The 16829-nt window shown below is 39.7% G+C and carries 15 protein-coding genes and 1 other RNA gene; 13 read left to right on the top strand and 3 right to left on the bottom strand.

All coding sequences use genetic code 11. The features are described 5' to 3' along the window. Positions 1 to 214 precede the first annotated feature (214 nt). From astE to traF (IF202_RS15090), 8 genes are all read left to right on the top strand, one after another. A complete protein-coding gene (gene astE / locus IF202_RS15125) occupies positions 215 to 1231 on the top strand; it encodes a succinylglutamate desuccinylase (RefSeq protein ID WP_191595747.1) in 1017 nt (338 codons plus the stop codon). A 128-nt stretch (positions 1232 to 1359) separates the two neighbouring features. Then, positions 1360 to 2397 carry a zinc ABC transporter substrate-binding protein gene (locus IF202_RS15120; RefSeq protein WP_191595746.1) on the top strand — a complete coding sequence of 346 codons (1038 nt, stop codon included), beginning with the start codon at positions 1360 to 1362 and terminating at the stop codon, positions 2395 to 2397. Positions 2398 to 2507: 110 nt separating this feature from the next. Next, positions 2508 to 3482, top strand: coding sequence for a KpsF/GutQ family sugar-phosphate isomerase (locus IF202_RS15115; protein WP_191595745.1), 975 nt, complete (start codon positions 2508 to 2510; stop codon positions 3480 to 3482). Between the two features lie 68 nt (positions 3483 to 3550). Further along, positions 3551 to 4423, top strand: coding sequence for a 3-deoxy-8-phosphooctulonate synthase (gene kdsA, locus IF202_RS15110; protein ID WP_191595744.1), 873 nt, complete (start codon positions 3551 to 3553; stop codon positions 4421 to 4423). A 3-nt stretch (positions 4424 to 4426) separates the two neighbouring features. Beyond that, positions 4427 to 5008 carry a KdsC family phosphatase gene (locus tag IF202_RS15105; RefSeq protein WP_191595743.1) on the top strand — a complete coding sequence of 194 codons (582 nt, stop codon included), beginning with the start codon at positions 4427 to 4429 and terminating at the stop codon, positions 5006 to 5008. Next, on the top strand, positions 5008 to 5823 hold the full coding sequence (gene kdsB / locus IF202_RS15100; protein ID WP_235963569.1) for a 3-deoxy-manno-octulosonate cytidylyltransferase: 816 nt from the start codon (positions 5008 to 5010) through the stop codon (positions 5821 to 5823). The genes IF202_RS15105 and kdsB overlap by 1 nt, the downstream gene beginning before the upstream one ends. A 176-nt stretch (positions 5824 to 5999) precedes the next feature. Continuing rightward, entirely contained in the window at positions 6000 to 7220 is a 1221-nt protein-coding gene (traF, locus tag IF202_RS15095) for a conjugal transfer protein TraF (protein WP_191595742.1), read from the top strand. A gap of 118 nt (positions 7221 to 7338) precedes the next feature. Then, positions 7339 to 8748: a conjugal transfer protein TraF gene (gene traF, locus IF202_RS15090; protein ID WP_191595741.1), complete on the top strand. Its 1410-nt coding sequence runs from the start codon at positions 7339 to 7341 to the stop codon at positions 8746 to 8748. 21 nt (positions 8749 to 8769) lie between these two features. Here traF (IF202_RS15090) and IF202_RS15085 read toward each other — a convergent pair whose 3' ends face one another. From IF202_RS15085 to IF202_RS15075, 3 genes are all read right to left on the bottom strand, one after another. After that, positions 8770 to 9375, bottom strand: coding sequence for a 5-formyltetrahydrofolate cyclo-ligase (locus IF202_RS15085; protein WP_191595740.1), 606 nt, complete (start codon positions 9373 to 9375; stop codon positions 8770 to 8772). A gap of 4 nt (positions 9376 to 9379) precedes the next feature. Continuing rightward, positions 9380 to 9557, bottom strand: a non-coding RNA gene (ssrS, locus tag IF202_RS15080) — 6S RNA. 129 nt (positions 9558 to 9686) lie between these two features. Beyond that, on the bottom strand, positions 9687 to 9986 hold the full coding sequence (locus IF202_RS15075; RefSeq protein WP_191595739.1) for a cell division protein ZapA: 300 nt from the start codon (positions 9984 to 9986) through the stop codon (positions 9687 to 9689). A 143-nt stretch (positions 9987 to 10129) separates the two neighbouring features. On the opposite strand from IF202_RS15075, the gene prfB reads away from it, so the two are divergent. The 5 genes from prfB to IF202_RS15050 all read left to right on the top strand — a co-directional run bounded on the left by prfB (position 10130) and on the right by IF202_RS15050 (position 16735). Beyond that, a protein-coding gene (gene prfB, locus IF202_RS15070) for a peptide chain release factor 2 (protein ID WP_191595738.1) occupies positions 10130 to 11225 on the top strand; the annotation gives its coding sequence in 2 pieces (ribosomal slippage) (positions 10130 to 10201 and positions 10203 to 11225; 1095 coding nt in all). Positions 11226 to 11286: 61 nt separating this feature from the next. Beyond that, entirely contained in the window at positions 11287 to 12786 is a 1500-nt protein-coding gene (lysS, locus tag IF202_RS15065) for a lysine--tRNA ligase (protein WP_191595737.1), read from the top strand. Between the two features lie 82 nt (positions 12787 to 12868). Beyond that, positions 12869 to 13927, top strand: coding sequence for a histidinol-phosphate transaminase (gene hisC, locus IF202_RS15060; RefSeq protein ID WP_191595736.1), 1059 nt, complete (start codon positions 12869 to 12871; stop codon positions 13925 to 13927). Positions 13928 to 14488: 561 nt separating this feature from the next. Next, positions 14489 to 16111: a methyl-accepting chemotaxis protein gene (locus IF202_RS15055; RefSeq protein ID WP_191595735.1), complete on the top strand. Its 1623-nt coding sequence runs from the start codon at positions 14489 to 14491 to the stop codon at positions 16109 to 16111. 213 nt (positions 16112 to 16324) lie between these two features. Next, the gene (locus tag IF202_RS15050) at positions 16325 to 16735 is read left to right on the top strand and encodes a hypothetical protein (RefSeq protein WP_206705518.1); all 411 of its coding nucleotides are present in this window, start codon (positions 16325 to 16327) and stop codon (positions 16733 to 16735) included. The last annotated feature ends 94 nt before the right edge of the window (positions 16736 to 16829 follow it).

The raw sequence follows: 16829 nt of genomic DNA, 5'->3' as shown, positions 1-16829 counted from the left end.
GTACTCTACAGAAATAATGTATTAATCTAAAAATAAAGGGTATCGGCATTTTGTTAGAAAGAAAAGGTTTCTCCTAGTTTGCTTTTTGCTCTTGTCATTATAAATAAGCGACCTGTTTTTCAATTTTATCCACCCGTTAAAATAATGCAGGTTACAGTGTTAGGAAAGTTGATATGATAGACGCTTATTTTAGGGTTTCTTTAGGCGAAGAGTAATGACTATTTTGAATAACGATTTTTTAGCTTTAACATTAGCTAATCAAGATGAGCTTGCTCCTTTTCAGTTCTTATTTCCTAGTGGCACAGGTTTTGTTGAAGAGACTGGTATTCTAAGGCTTGAGCCCAATCAGGAATCATCTATTAGTCTTGTTTTATCTGTTGGTATTCATGGTAACGAAACAGGGCCAATGGAGTTACTTAATAAATTGGTTGCATCGATTTTAAATGGACAACTGACATTGAAGGTCCGTCTTTTAGTGATCATTGGCAACCCTGTTGCTGCCAATTTAGCAAAGCGTTTTTGTGACGTGAACTTAAACAGATTGTTCAGCGGTGCTTGGAAAAATTACGAAGGGTTTGAAGCTAAAAGAGCAAAAAGACTTGAGCTGGCTGTGAGCGATTTTTATTCCGCAGTAGGTAGTAGCGCAAAGCAAATGCGTTTGCACTATGATCTGCATACTGCTATTCGAGGTTCAGTGCATGAGAAGTTTGCTGTTTGCCCTTTTGTTGAGAACTCAATATATAGTCAAACCCAGTTAGCGTTTTTAGCCGCCAGTGGTATCCAAGCTATTTTGCTGTCGCATCAACCTACTACAACGTTTTCTTATTATAGCTATGCAGTGCATCGAGCTTATGCATTTACAGTTGAGTTGGGTAAGGTTTTCCCTTTTGGCCAGAACAATTTATCGCGTTTTGCCGATATTGAGAAGAGTCTAGCTTTATTGATGCAGACTGGTGTATTGGCTCAATCTCCTTTATCTGATATGCATATTTTTTCGGTATTAAATGCTTTGGTAAAAGATGACGAAAGTTATGAGCTAAGCATTGCTGACGATGTTAAAAACTTTACTCAGTTTGAAAAAGGCTATGTATTGGCTCATTCACAAAAGAGTGAATACCACGTTGAGAAAACTGGAGATGCGATTGTTTTTCCTAATATTAAGCTACCTATTGGGCAAAGGGCTGGTTTGATTGTTCGTCCTGTATCTTTAAGCGATTTAGCGTTGAATTAATATTTGAGTATCCAGAGAAAAAATGTAGAGCTCTATTAAATAGAGATTTTAGTTGAATGGCTTGAATCTCTTTTTTTTGTAATGTATTGTTACGTTATAACGTTTTCTTTAATTGTTGGTATCAAATAATGAACAAACTATTGCTTACTCTTGGTGTCTCAGCTTTGTCTCCTCTTGCTCTGGCTAAGCCTGTTATTGTCACAAGTATTAAACCTGTTTCTATGGTGGTTGCTGCGATTACTGGCGATAAAGCAGACATTCAACAAATTGTATCTAGTACTGCGTCACCACATGACTTTGCTTTGCGCCCTTCAGATCTTAGAAAGATAGTTAATGCAGATGCTGTAGTTTGGGTTGGTGAGTCATTAGAAAGCTTTTTAGAAAAGCCACTTGAAAATGCAAATAAAGAAGAGTCGTCTATTGAGTGGCTCGCATTAAAAGGTGTGAAACTTCACAATTTTGCAGAAGAACATGAAGAACATGAAGATCATGAAGAACATGAAGATCATGAAGATCATGAAGATCATGAAGATCATGAAGATCATGAAGATCATGAAGATCATGAAGATCATGAAGATCATGAAGATCATGAAGATCATGAAGATCATGAAGATCATGCAGATCATGCAGGTCATGCAGGTCACAACCATGATGGTGTAGATCCTCATGTTTGGTTATCTCCTGATAATGCGAGAGTATTAGCAGAAGCTGTCACTATGCGTCTTGTTTACTTGGATTCTGATAATGCATCTTACTACAAAGGTAATTTAGCTAAGTTTGTAAAAGGTCTTGCTGTAACCGATGCTGAAATTCGTAAATCTCTTGATAAGGTAAAAACTGTGCCTTACATCGTTTTTCATGATGGCTACACGTATTTTGAAGAGCATTACGGTTTGAGTCATGCTGGGGAAGTTACTGTGAGCCCAGAACGTAAGCCTGGCGCGAAAAAGGTTGCTGAACTTCGTCATGAAATTGAAGAGCACAATGTCCAATGTGTTTTCAGTGAGCCGCAATTTAGTCCAGCCATTGTGAAAAGCTTATTAGATGGTTCTAATGTGAAAACCGCACCTCTTGATCCTTTAGGTGGTGAGATTAAGCTGAATCAAAATGCGTATTTTTCTTTCTTGAAAACATTGAGTGGCCAGTTCCTTAGATGCTTAAGTTAAATAAACCCTACCAAAGAAAGGCGCTTTATTGCCTCTTTCTTTGGTAGGCGCTTTACTTCCTCTGTATAATAATCTCACTTCACGTTTATTATAAAAATCAGAGAGGTTTTATGTGCGATTCATCTAATATGAATATTGACTCCAATGTTCTTATCGAGAGTGCTCGTCGTACCTTATCTATTCAAGCTCAAGCTCTTGCTAACTTATCTAATCAAGTGACAGAAGAGTTCGCCAAAGCGGTAAGAATGATTCTTGCCAGTAAAGGCAGGACCATCATCTGTGGTATGGGAAAATCAGGTCTGATTGGTAAGAAAATCGCTGCAACCTTGGCATCAACAGGAACCCCCAGTTTTTTTCTTCATCCTGGCGAAGCATTCCATGGCGATCTAGGCATGATTCAGGCGGAAGACACTCTCATTCTGATTAGTTATTCTGGCGAAACCGAAGAGCTAATGCGTTTACTCCCGTCTCTTAAAAGTTTTGGCAATCCAAGTATTGCACTCGTTGGTAATATGAACTCTACGCTAGCAAAGCATTGTGATTGCGTATTGGATATTTCGATTGATCGCGAAACCTGCCCTAATAATTTAGCACCAACCACATCAACCACGATGACAACAGCAATGGGCGATGCCTTAGCAGTTGCTTTGATGGAGTGTCGGAATTTTCAGCCACAAGACTTCGCACGGTTTCATCCAGGTGGAAGTTTAGGTCGCAAGCTCTTAACGCGAGTCAAAGATTTAATGCACAAAGATGATCTTCCAATCTGTACTTCGCAGACTAGTCTAAAAGATGCTATTTCTGTGATGACACATGGACGAATGGGTGTGGTTTTAATTCAGGATGAAGACAAGTTATTGGGGATCTTCACCGATGGTGATTTACGTCGTGCCATGTTGAAAGAAAGCGAAGGCATGATACATAAAACCATGGCGGCATTGATGACACCAAATCCTAAAACGATTAATGAAAATACCATGATAGTACAGGCCGAAGAACAGATGTTACACGACAAGATTACTTTATTAATTGTTGTCGACGATGCTCAGAATGTGTCTGGTATTTTAGAAATTTACGACCGCTAAACGATCATATTAATTTTGCTACTCTGTTCTTATTGGAGTGAGCTAACTGAAATTTTTACGGAGTTCCCATGCAACAAGAACTAAGGTCTCAAGAATCAAAGATCATTAAAATTGGTAATAATGTTGAAGTTGCCAATCATCTTCCTTTTGTTTTATTTAGCGGTGTTAACGTGCTCGAGTCGCGAGACTTTGCCATGAAAGTAGCGGAAGAGCATGTAAAGGTAACGGAAGCCTTAGGGATTCCTTATGTATTTAAAGGCTCTTTTGACAAAGCGAATCGTTCTTCTATCAATTCTTTCCGTGGCCCTGGCATGGAAGAAGGTCTAAAAATTCTACAAGAAATTAAAGACACTTTTGGTGTACCAGTTATTACGGACGTTCATGAAGAGCATCAATGTGCGCCAGTCGCTGAAGTGGCGGATGTGATCCAATTGCCTGCTTTCTTATCTCGCCAAACAGATTTAGTGGTTGCCATGGCAAAAACGGGTGCGGTGATTAATATCAAAAAAGCACAGTTTTTAGCGCCCCATGAAATGAAGCACATTCTGACCAAGTGCGAAGAAGCAGGTAACAGTAATTTGATGTTGTGTGAGCGCGGTACCATGATGGGATACAACAACTTGGTTGTAGACATGCTTGGTTTTGGCGAAATGAAAAAAATGGGTTACCCAGTTATGTTTGATGTGACGCATTCCTTGCAGCGTCCGGGTGGCCGTTCTGACTCTGCTGATGGTCGTCGTGCACAAGTAACTGAATTAGCTCGCGCCGGTATGTCTTTAGGTTTGTCTAGTCTGTTCCTGGAAACACATCCAACGCCAGACAGCGCTAAATGTGACGGTCCTTGTGCCTTGCCACTAGGTAAATTAGGGCCTTTCCTTAAGCAAATGAAACAGCTTGATGAATTGGTCAAAAAATTTGAAGTATTAGACACGAGCGTTTAAGTAATGGATTCGGTTTTTCTTTCTTCTTATCCAGCGTTGCTGAATGACAAATCATTGATGTCTACGTTGCAGTCGCTCAAGCTTGTTGTTTTTGATGTTGATGGCGTTCTTACTGATGGTCGTTTACTTTATACCGAGCAAGGCGAGAGTATCAAATGTTTCAATGTGAAAGATGGCGTAGCAATGAAGTTGCTTCCTAAGTGGGGGATTCAGATTGCCGTCATTACAGCGAAAGATTCAGCGCCTTTAAGGCTGAGAATGAAAGATCTTAATGTTGAGCACTTTTATCCTGGCTGTCACAACAAGGCCGAAGCATTTGATGATTTAATATCTCGCCTTGGGGTTGAGCCTAACGAAGCCGCTTATGTTGGTGATGATGTCATTGATCTCCAGGTGATGCCAAAAGTGGGTGTGGCATTGTGTCCTGCCGATGCACATATTTTATTGCAACGTCATTGTCCTATTGTGCTTAATAAATCAGCGGGTGAAGGTGTTGCAAGGGAAGTGGCTGATATGGTGCTAGCATCGCGAATGTCATTGGAAGAAGCTTACGAATTGGCGCAAAAACCGGAGTTTGAAAAATAATGGCTGACTCTTTAGGTACAATGAAGGGCTCTGTAAGCATGGATAACCTTCCTGAATTTCACATCGTGGTTCCTGCTCGTTATGCATCGCAACGTTTTCCTCAAAAACTGATGGCCGATTTAGGTGGCAAACCTGTACTGCAATGGGTTTATGAACTGTCGCTCAAAGCTGGCGCGAAATCCGTTACAGTAGCAACTGATCATGATGTTATCTATCAAGCTGCATTGGACTTTGGTGCTTCTGTGGTAATGACTCGTGATGACCATGAAAATGGCACAGAGCGTCTTGCTGAAGTCGCAGATAAAATGGGTTGGAAGGCAGACGAAATTATTGTGAATGTACAAGGTGATGAACCTTTTTTACCTGTTGCTTTGATTCATTCTTGTGTTGCCGCATTGCATCGAGATAAAGAAGCTGAAATGGCAACGGTGGCTTGTGTGATTGACGATGTCACGGACTTTTTTAATCCCAATGTTGTTAAAGTGGTTTGTGACGAAATGCAAAGGGCGCTTTATTTTAGTCGTGCGCCAATGCCTTGGGATCGTGATGGTTTTATCAATATTGATCGAGAAGGTGGCAAGCTACCTGCCGATTTTCCAGCGCTGCGTCATATTGGTTTGTATGTATATCGAGCAAGCTTATTGGCAAAATACGCAGACTTACCCATGTCACCATTAGAGCGTTGGGAGAAATTAGAGCAATTAAGGTTCTTACATCAAGGTATTAAAGTGCAAGTTGCGTTAGCTGATGGTTTGCCTACTCATGGTGTTGACACACCAGAAGATCTAGAAAAATTACGAAAAAAATTACCTTAAGCCAATTTTAATCGGCACTACTTAGTTCTACTTAAATACAATTAAAAGCAGTGGTACTCTATTGAATCACTGCTTTTTTTGTGCGTTAAGTGTAAGTAAAGTGTTCAAAAATGTCAGTTTTATGCTAATTTATTACAATACTTTACTGTTTGATTTATTCGCATAAGGATTGGGTTATGAAAAAGTTGTTGGTTATTTCTACTAGTTTATTAAGTACTGCTGTTATGGCTGCGATGCCTGTGAATCAACCTATTGGATCGAGTTTTACCTTAAGTAGTGCACCAAATCAGAGAGCATTAGCTACTTCTTTGAATAACCCAGCAGCGCCTTTTTTAATGGTTAATGAACAAGACAATGACAGCTTTCGTTTTGGTATTTTAGGTCCGTTAAGTATTAGTGCTGAAATGGGTGATGTAAGTGATTTAGATGATCAAATAGAAGATTTGGAAGATATACTCGATAATGGGTCTGGTGCTACTGATCAAGCAAAGGCTAACGCTATTCTAGATGAAATTGGCAATACTGCGTATATAAAAACATCCATTAGTTTACAAATTCCACTGATGCCTATTATTTATAAAACTAAAAATAGTGGTGCTTTCATGTTGGATGCGAGTATCTCTGCTATTGCTAAAGGAAGTCTATTAGCAGATGAAGTTGACGCAAGCTTGAATACTGAAACTTCTCTTTATGCACAAACAGCAACAGATTTGAATATTGGTTTTGGATATAGCCAAGCAATCCTAAAGAATTCACAAGGTGTATTAGTTGGTGGGGTTAAAGCGAACCTACACCGAATTTCATCAGAACGCGCATTGGCAAAGCTAGATGACTCAACAGATGTAGATGATGCTATTTCTGATGGATTATCTGATAATTCTGTTAGCAGTACTGGTATTGGTTTGGATTTAGGGGCGATTTGGGTAGCTGAGCATTATCAAGCTGGCTTAACGCTTGCCAATATCAATGAACCAGACTTTGATTCTGCCACTATTGTTGCGAACACGGCATCAAATAATTACGGTATTGGTTCAACAGACTCTTACACAATGGAAATGCAAGCAACAATTGATTTAGCTGTCGCATTGTCTAATAAGCAAGTCATGTTGGGTATGACGTATGATGCTAACTCTGTAGAAGATGCGGTTGGCGATGAATACCAATGGGCTGCCGTTTCTTTGTCTTATTACGGTGACTCACATTTCTTACCAGGTATTCGAGCCGGCTTCCGTCAGAACTTAGCAGGGTCAGAACTTAGCTATGTTTCTGGGGGAGTGACTTTGTTTAAGCGTTTAAATTTGGATTTAGCCGTTTCATTGGATACAGTAGAAGACGATGAAGGTAGTTCATCCCCTCGTAGTTTCTATGTTTCTTTAGGTTATGATACCGCTTTCTAAAGAAAAGTAAGGCAACGATAAAAAGTCGATAACGCGCATAGTTCTCGACTTTTTTTGTTTCTATCGCCTTTGCGGATAATGTAACCGAATGAATGGTTTTTTTTGGTATAAGTAGATTATGAGAAAGTATTTAATCATTATATTTTTTGGTGTATTTAGCTCTTTTGCTATGGCATCTATGTACCCCTATCAACCCATTGGCTCTAGCATTGTCTTGGGTGGCTATGGTAATCGTCATGCTTTATCTACAGCGTCTGGTAATCCAGCGTCTTCTTATCTTATGGCTAATCTCGAAGGTTTTCGGACAGGATTTTTGGGGCCAGTGGGTATCGCTTTGGAAGGCGGTGGTGTTAATGGTATTAATGATAAAATTGATGATCTTACTGAGGCATTGGATGCAAGCTTTTTGGAAAATTTTGAGACGACCTTGCAAAATGCTCAATCTAATTCTTCGTCTTTTAGTGACGCTGATGCTGTCGATGCCGCAGAAACGTTATTAACAGATTTTGATGCGGTATTAAGCGATGTTGACGGCATTGTTACTGATATTAGCAATACACTGTATGCAAAGGTTGCAGTGACAACTCAAGCGCCTTTTTTACCGATAATTTATAAAACCAGACGTCGTGGTGTTTTTACCTTTGATGCTGGTGCTTCATTGGTTGGTCGTGTGAATGTATTGGCGGATAACCTTACCTATACAGGATTAGATGACATAGAAAATGTTTCTACAGTTTCGGACCTTACAAGTGCAGACATAAGCTCAGCAGACGTTGAAACCGAGACATCGGTTTATATTAAGAGAGCATCAGATTATCGCTTTAGTTTTGGTTACAGTGAAATGGTATCTAGAACAGAGACTAATGCATTGATTCTTGGTGGACGCATAAACTTCCATCAGCTTGCGTTAGGGCAAAAGCTGACAGTAATAACAGAAGACGATGACTCTAGTGTTTCTTACGGCGATTTCTTTTCGAGTCGTAGTTCTGTTTCGTCAGGTATTTCATTAGATATAGGGGCAATTTTGGTTGCTCGGGATTATCAGCTAGGTATTTCCATGGCGAATGTGAATGAACCTACCTTTGATTACGACGCACTAGGTAATTGCAGTGGTTTGAGTGGGGCTGATTTGAGTAGTTGTAATGCTGCGGTAAGTTTTGCCGATGCAGGCGTTATTTCACTCAATGAAGAATATAAAATGAGGTCTCAAATAACCATAGATGGAGCCATTAAAAGTAAAGATCAAAATTTTTCTCTGGCGGGATCCTATGACCTTAATGCTATAAAAGACCCTCTTGGGGATGAGTATCAATGGTCTGTTGTGTCTTTATCTGTGTTCAGTGATTACCTTTTAGTTCCTGGCTTTCGTGTTGGTATTCGTAAAAATATGGTTGGTACAGAGTTGAGTTATCTAACAGTAGGAACAACCTTTTTTCGACGTTTAGATGTTGATCTTGCTTATGCCGCAGAAAATGATGATGGCAATTCAGGTGCATTTTTGTCAGTTGGCTATAGTCTTGTTTTCTAACTAGGTACCAACTGAACCTTTTTATACTCTAATGACCTGCGTTGGAGTTATAAAGGCTTGCAAAGGGACATCCCAACCTTCAATCGGTAGTGACTTTACTTGTTGGCAGTCATGAGCAAGCCCTACTAGTAAAGGCGCTTGATCCGCCCTTTTGCCTTCAAAGGTTCTATCATAAAAACCCCCACCCATTCCAAGACGTCCACCTTTAACATCAAACCCAACTAAAGGTAAAAAAATAATATCTAGTTCATTGCCTGATAAAATACTACTTGTGACGGGCTCCTTGATACCGAATTGATTGTCTTGCCATATGGTATCTTTAGAATACAGAGCAAAGACGAGTTCTTTTCCTTGAATGACAGGAAGGTAGGTTTCAATATTCTGTTGCCAAAAATGTTCGCATAATACATGGGGGGAAATTTCACCATCATTAGAAAGGTATAAGGCGATTTTTCTGGGGTGCTGTATACGCTTATCTAGGTTCTGAGTTTGTAAATCATTAAGGTATTGAGCGAAACAAGGTAATAGATTTTGTGCCCCATTAACTTGTTCATCAGAAGATAAGTTTCGTCTAGTTTGACGCAACTGACGACGTAGTGTTTGTCTAGGGTCGAGATGAGAGGTCATAAAAGAGTTTCCCAAGTTGCCGTGTCGGCTATTGGCCTTGAACCCAGTGGTTCAAGGTGGAAAGAACTGTGGCTTTTTAGGCTTTCCGACGCACGGACATGCACACCAAACCAACAGGCTCTCTCCGGGGTATTACTCATAGGCTCAAGGGCGTTAAGCCGCTTCGAACAACCCAGGAAACAAACTAAAGTATAGAGTAATTTATTCTGGAAATCACTTAATAGACTTATTCGTTTTTGACCCTGTATGAAGAAAATTCGTGTTCTACGCTTGCAATCAAAAAAGTAGGTCAAAGAATAAACCATGGGTGGTTATTCGTTAACCAACTTAGTTTCATGTGTTAAAGCTGCATCAAGCTGTGACGTCAGTTCTCGCAGCTGTTGTTCGTTAGAACGTGCGTATTTTCGATTCGAAAGCATATCGTGAGTAATATTCAATGCCGCTAGGACTGCAATTTTTTCAGAGCCTGCATTTTTACCGCTGGCTTTGATGTCATTCATTTGTTCATTTAAATAATCAGCGGCTTCTTTTAAATCTTCTTCATGTCCTTTAGGGCAATTTATCTTATAACTCTGTCCCAGTATGGTGACTGACACGGTTGGCTTATCCATATAAACTCCATTTGATAGCAAAGCTCACAAAAATGGTCTATTTTTCCATCATTGAGTAGCGAATGGCATTTTATGCTGCGAGTAAATTCGTTACAATTCGTAATAACTTTAATTCACACTGTTTATAGCAAATTGACGCCAATATGGAAATAAACCCGATAGTTTCAAAGATCAAAGACCTTTCTGAACGAGCTTTAACCCTTCGGGGGTATCTTTGACTACGATTCAAAGAAAGAGCGACTAGAAGAAGTTAACCGCGAATTAGAAGATCCAGAAATTTGGAACGATGCAGATTACGCACAAAAACTTGGCAAAGAACGGTCTTCATTAGAAGCCATTGTTGAGACATTAGACAGTTTGGAGTTAGGTGTAAATGATTCCAAAGAGCTGTTAGACCTTGCCGTAGAAGAAAACGATGAGGATTCAGTAGAAGCGGTTCAGCTTGAGTTAGATGAATTAGATGAGTCGTTAGCTAAGCTAGAATTCCGCCGTATGTTTTCCAAAGATATGGATGAGAGTAGCGCTTTCCTAGACATACAGTCTGGTTCTGGCGGTACAGAAGCGCAAGATTGGGCTAGCATGATTTTGCGTATGTACTTACGTTGGGGCGAAGACAAAGGCTTTAAAGTTGAGCTTATGGAAGTTTCTGCTGGTGATGTTGCAGGTATTAAATCTGCGACAATTCGCTTTGAGGGTGAATATGCTTTTGGCTGGTTACGAACTGAAACGGGTGTGCACCGCTTAGTTCGTAAGTCACCGTTTGACTCAGGTAGTCGTCGTCATACGTCTTTCGCGTCTGTATTTGTTTCGCCTGAAGTCGATGACAATGTTGAGATTGAAATTAATCCTGCGGATATTCGCACTGATACATATCGTTCTTCTGGAGCTGGTGGACAGCACGTAAACACCACAGACTCTGCGGTACGTATTACCCATGTGCCAACCAATATAGTGGTGCAATGTCAAAATCAGCGTTCTCAACATGCTAACCGTGATTTTGCGATGAAGCAGCTGCGCGCTAAGTTATATGAATTTGAAATGATGAAGCGTAATGAAGCGGCACAAGCTGTAGAAGATAATAAATCCGATATTGGTTGGGGCAGTCAAATTCGTTCTTATGTATTGGATGCATCACGTATTAAAGATTTGCGTACTGGAGTGGAAAGCTCTAACACGGGTGCTGTTCTTGATGGCAACCTAGATCAGTTTATCGTTGCAAGTTTAAAACAGGGCTTATAACGCGCGTTCTTATTTTTAAAAATTATTAAATTATTTAATATTAAAGAGTAATAGCAAAATCATGGCTAACGAAAATAATACAGAATCAACACAATTAGACGATAACCGCTTAGTTGCGGAGCGTCGTGCAAAATTGGCTGCCATTCGTGAAGAGCGTAATGCGTATCCGAATGACTTTCGCCCAAACGCTTATGCAGCAGATTTACAGGCTGAGTTTGGTGAATTTGAAAAGCCAGAATTGGTAGAAAAAGATCATAAAGTCAGTATCGCGGGTCGTATCGTGCGTAACCGTGGGTCTTTCATGTTATTACAAGACATGACAGGGCAAATTCAGGCTTATGTAAACCGTAAAACCTTGTCTCCTGAGTTGCTTGCTGAGCAAAAAACATGGGACTTAGGTGACATTATTGGTATTACTGGCCCTGTTCATAAATCAGGCAAAGGCGATTTGTATGTCGACATGCAAGAAGCAAAACTATTAACGAAAGCATTGCGTCCGTTACCAGATAAACATCATGGTTTATCTGATATGGAAATGCGTTACCGTCAACGTTATGTGGATTTGATTGTAAACGAAGAATCTCGTGATACGTTTCAAATGCGTTCAAAAATCATTTCTACTATTCGTCGCTTCTTAGAAGACCGTCGTTTTATGGAAGTGGAAACGCCAATGCTACAAACAATTCCAGGTGGTGCAACAGCGCGACCTTTCGTTACACATCATAATGCGATGGACATGAGCATGTATTTGCGTATTGCACCTGAGCTTTACTTGAAGCGTTTGGTTGTGGGTGGTTTTGAACGTGTGTTTGAAATCAACCGTAACTTCCGTAACGAAGGGACATCAACTCGTCATAATCCAGAATTCACCATGATTGAGTTTTACCAAGCGTACGCTGACTACAAAGATCTAATGGATCTGACAGAAGCCATGTTGCGTGATGTTGCAGAGAAAGTGTTAGGTACAACGACCGTAACTTACCAAGGTTCTGAATATGACTTTGGTGCGCCATTTGTTCGCATGACCATGCTTGAGTCTATCTTGCACTACAACCCAGAATTGACTGCGAAAGATTTGGAAACAATAGAAAGTGCAACCGCTGTCGCGAAGAGTCTAAAAATTGATGTAAAACCGATTTGGGGTTTAGGTAAGCTTTGGACTGAGATTTTCGAAGAAACAGCTGAAAGCAAACTAGATCAGCCAACTTTCATTACAGAATACCCAGCGGAAGTATCGCCATTGGCTCGTCGTAATGACCATGATGATTTCATCACAGATCGTTTTGAATTCTTCGTGGGTGGACGTGAAATTGCGAACGGCTTCTCGGAGTTAAATGATCCAGAAGACCAAGCAGAGCGTTTCAAACTTCAAGTGGCTGAAAAAGATGCCGGTGATGATGAAGCGATGCATTACGATGCGGACTACATCAATGCTTTGGAATACGGTTTGCCACCGACTGCAGGTGAAGGTATTGGTATTGATCGCTTGGTGATGTTATTCACTGATGCGCCATCAATCCGCGATGTTTTATTGTTCCCACATATGAAGCCCCAGGATTAAACCTAGGCCAGTTCACTGTATGTGATTGAATCAATAAGGCCTCTTCTGAGGCCTTATTTTATGAAAAGTAACGGAGCATTCCATGAGTCGTTTTTGGACAGATAAAATTGCCTCTCTTGACCCTTATGTGCCGGGCGAGCAACCACAAGATAAAAAGTACATAAAACTAAATACTAACGAAAGTCCCTACGCACCGTCGCCAAAAGCCTTGTCGGCTATGGCAGCAGAAGTGAGCGAGAGCTTACGTCTTTACCCAGACCCAAATTGTGCCACGTTAAAAAACGCCTTAGCTAAAAATTACTCATTGAATGCGAATCAGGTTTTCGTTGGTAATGGTTCAGATGAGGTTTTGGCGTTGGCATTTATGGGGTATTTCGCGGATGGGAAACCATTGGCTTTTGCAGACATTACCTACAGTTTTTATAAAGTGTACGCAGGTTTGTATGGTATCGAGCCAAAATTGATTCCGCTGAACGATAACTTTGACATTGTTCCAGCAGATTACCAGAACTTAGACGTGTCTGGTGTTGTTGTGACGAACCCAAATGCGCCAACAGGCAAAGCTCTGCCTTTGACGGACATCGAGTACATTTTAAAAGCCAACCCAGATGTTGTCGTGCTGGTGGATGAAGCTTATGTAGACTTTGGTGCACAAAGTGCAGCGTCTTTAGTGAACCAATATCCAAATTTATTGGTTGTTCAGACCTTGTCTAAATCTCGTGCTTTGGCTGGAATTCGCGTAGGTTACGCATTAGGTAACTCTGAATTGATTGAAGGTTTAGAGCGTTTGAAGAACTCTTTCAACTCTTATCCAATCGATCGTATTGCGCTGGCTGGCGCAACAGCGGCAGTGGAAGACGAAACTTACTTGCAAGAAATTTGCGAGAAAACTATAACGACTCGTGAACAATCTATTAAAGATCTTGAAGCACTTGGTTTTCATATTGTTCCGTCTGCGACTAACTTTATATTTGTTACTCATCCAGAAAAAGATGCAGAAGCTATTTATCTCGCATTGAAAGAGAAGGGCATATTGGTTCGTTATTTTGGTAAAAAACCAAGAATTGGCAATCACCTTCGCATCACGATTGGTACAGATGAGGAAATGGCTGCCTTGACTTCAGTATTGAAAAAACTCTAGTTAAAAGGGATTGTCGCAAAGAGGCTGTAATAGAAACTTAGTCGCTCATATTGAGCGGCTTTTTTATAATTGTCCTATAAGGGCGCAGTTTGCATTTGATTTAGAGTAATTATTTGTCCTTTAAACCAGCGTGCTTACTTGTAAAAATTGAAGTCTATTACAAGTTTTTTGCCAGAAACTCTCTCCATCATAAGAAGCTTATTTTAAATAAGAGGTCTTGTATCGATCTGTTTTTTTTCTAATGCTTTAGCGAACCATTAGGATGTATGTACACCGTTGGAATATGTTATTACATGAAGTGTATTGAGATCAGTTTTCAGTAAGCATGTAAGCACTCTTTTTCAAAAATTTAAAGAATCATAAGAAAAGAACGTTTTACAAAAAAAATTCTAATGAAGAAGAGCTAGTGACTATATTTACTAAAGCATACAAGAAGTAGCTCTACGTTCTTTGAATAGCGCATAAACTAAGACTAATTAAGAGTGTTGTTGTATTAGTTATCATCGCATGTACTATTCACAATCATTTTTTTAGACTTAAAATACCTATGGATTATAAATTATGACAATTAACCTGCGTTTGGCGATAGGATTTGGCAGCATATTATTGATGATGCTGATTTTAACAGGTATCGGTATTCAACGAGTTAACTTCATTGATAACTCAATTACACAAATAAACGATGTGAATTCTGTAAAACAACGCTATGCCATTAATTTTCGTGGCAGTGTTCATGATCGAGCGATCGCGATTAGAGACGTGGTTTTTTCTCGTAATCAGCAGGAGCTTAATGACACGGTAAAAGAAATTAGAGTACTTGATAAGTTTTATCAAGACTCTGCTCAATTGCTTACCCCAGCCAAAATATCAATGTCCTCTGAAGAAATGACTATCTACAATAAAATCAAAAACATTGAGCAGAAAACCTTGCCATTGATTGAGCAAATCATTAAAGATCGAGCGTCTAATAATTTAGAGGCTGCAACGCTTGTATTGTTGAATGATGCTAAGCCTGCGTTTATAGAATGGCTTGCGACAATCAATCAGTTTATTGATTTAGAAGAGACTCGTAATCAGGCTGCAACCATTGAAGTGCGTGAAGTTGCCAGTACTTTTGCAGGTTGGATGATCGCATTGACAAGTATCGCCATTATAATCGGTATTACTCTTGCTTACTTTATTAGTATAAGAATCCGCAATGCTGTTGGTGGTGAGCCACAGGAAGCAGCAAAAGTCATTGCTAAAATTGCTCAAGGGGATTTGACTGGTAAAGTTAATTCTTGTTGTGAAAATAGCATGATGTCCTCTGTACAGATTATGCAGGCGAAGCTTGAGAGAATAGTAAATAGTATTATCAGTTCGTCTGATGAATTGTCACAACGGTCTTCTATTGTTGCTTCAGGCTCTCAGCAAGCTTTGGTGGCTGCAGAAGCTCAAGTTACCTATACACGCTCGGCAGTGAATAGCTTGGCCGAAATGAGTCACAGTATTAACTCTGTAGCAGATACAGTACATCAAACAGAAAATAATTCGAAAATAACAGCGGAGCTTTCCCTTAAAGGTCGAGTTGCGGTGCAGAAGGTTGCGAGTGAAATAGAAAGAATTTCGACGACAGTTAGGACAACGGTTGATCAAGTTAATGTATTGCAAGAACGAACCAGTGAGATTGGTGATATTGTTAATGTTATTTATAGTATCTCTGATCAAACTAATTTGCTTGCGTTGAACGCTGCGATTGAAGCAGCCCGAGCAGGTGAATATGGTCGAGGTTTTGCAGTGGTTGCAGACGAAGTAAGGCAGCTTGCTAAGCGAACCGGTGAAGCGACAGGTGATATTGAAAAAATGATTCAACAGGTTCAAGAGGATACGCGAGCATCTGTGAAAGCGATGGAAGCAACGGTTCCTCAAGTTGAAAATGGTTTGTTGTTAACAAATGAAGCTAATCAATTATTGAATGACATCCAAACACAAGCAAATGACTCATTAGAAAAAGTTTTGGAAGTTGTACAGGCGACTTCTAAGCAAGTGTCCACCGTAGAGGAAATTACAAAAAGCGTTGAAGAAGTAGCTAATATGGCGAAAGAAAGCAGCCTTTCATTGAAGAGTAACTCTGAAGAGGCTGTTTCGCTTGAGCAGCTGTCAGGTAAGTTAAAACAAGATATTAATTATTTTGTAGTAAAATGATAAGCCAAAATAAATAAACAGAAGAGCACATCTAGAAGTGATATTTTAGATGTGCTTTTTTATGCCTAAATGAATGGTTTTTATCTAATTAGAGCAAAGAAAGAGTTATTGGTTATCAGTTAGAAAGTAAGAGAAAGTACATAATTTACTTTGTTTTGGGTTGTCTTATATCTATGAGATATTCTTAATTTAATGGTTAGACGGAAGGTAACTATGATGAAATATTGGTTAATGACGTTCTTATTTTCTTCAATGGCTTATAGTACAGGCAATTTCTCTGAGTCATTAGATTACGCTCAAGTAACCTACGTAAAGGCATCACAGAGTTTAAATGGGAGTTGGTGTTTCGACACACAAGTTCGCCATAACGATGAGGGTTGGCAGCATTATGCGGATGCCTGGCAAGTAGTTAATCAACAAGGTGATGTATTAGGTGAAAGGACTCTGTTTCATCCTCATGATAACGAGCAGCCTTTTACTCGCCGTTTATGTGATGTGAAAATTCCAGCTAATGTGACCAAAGTAACCGTGCGAGCGAAATGCAATTTACATGGTTTTGGTGGTCAGGGGATTGTTGTCGATATCTCCTCATCAAAAGGTGATGGGTATTCTATCTCTAAGTAAATTTATGTAAATAAGATTTAAATTATTGTTGATAATCATTATTGTTAATGGTATTTTTCTTTCATTCTTTGTGTTTGTACAGGCACAAAATAAT

This window comes from Marinomonas colpomeniae (genome assembly GCF_014803385.1).
Lineage (GTDB): Bacteria > Pseudomonadota > Gammaproteobacteria > Pseudomonadales > Marinomonadaceae > Marinomonas > Marinomonas colpomeniae.
This window is presented reverse-complemented; position numbering and strand designations above follow the sequence as displayed.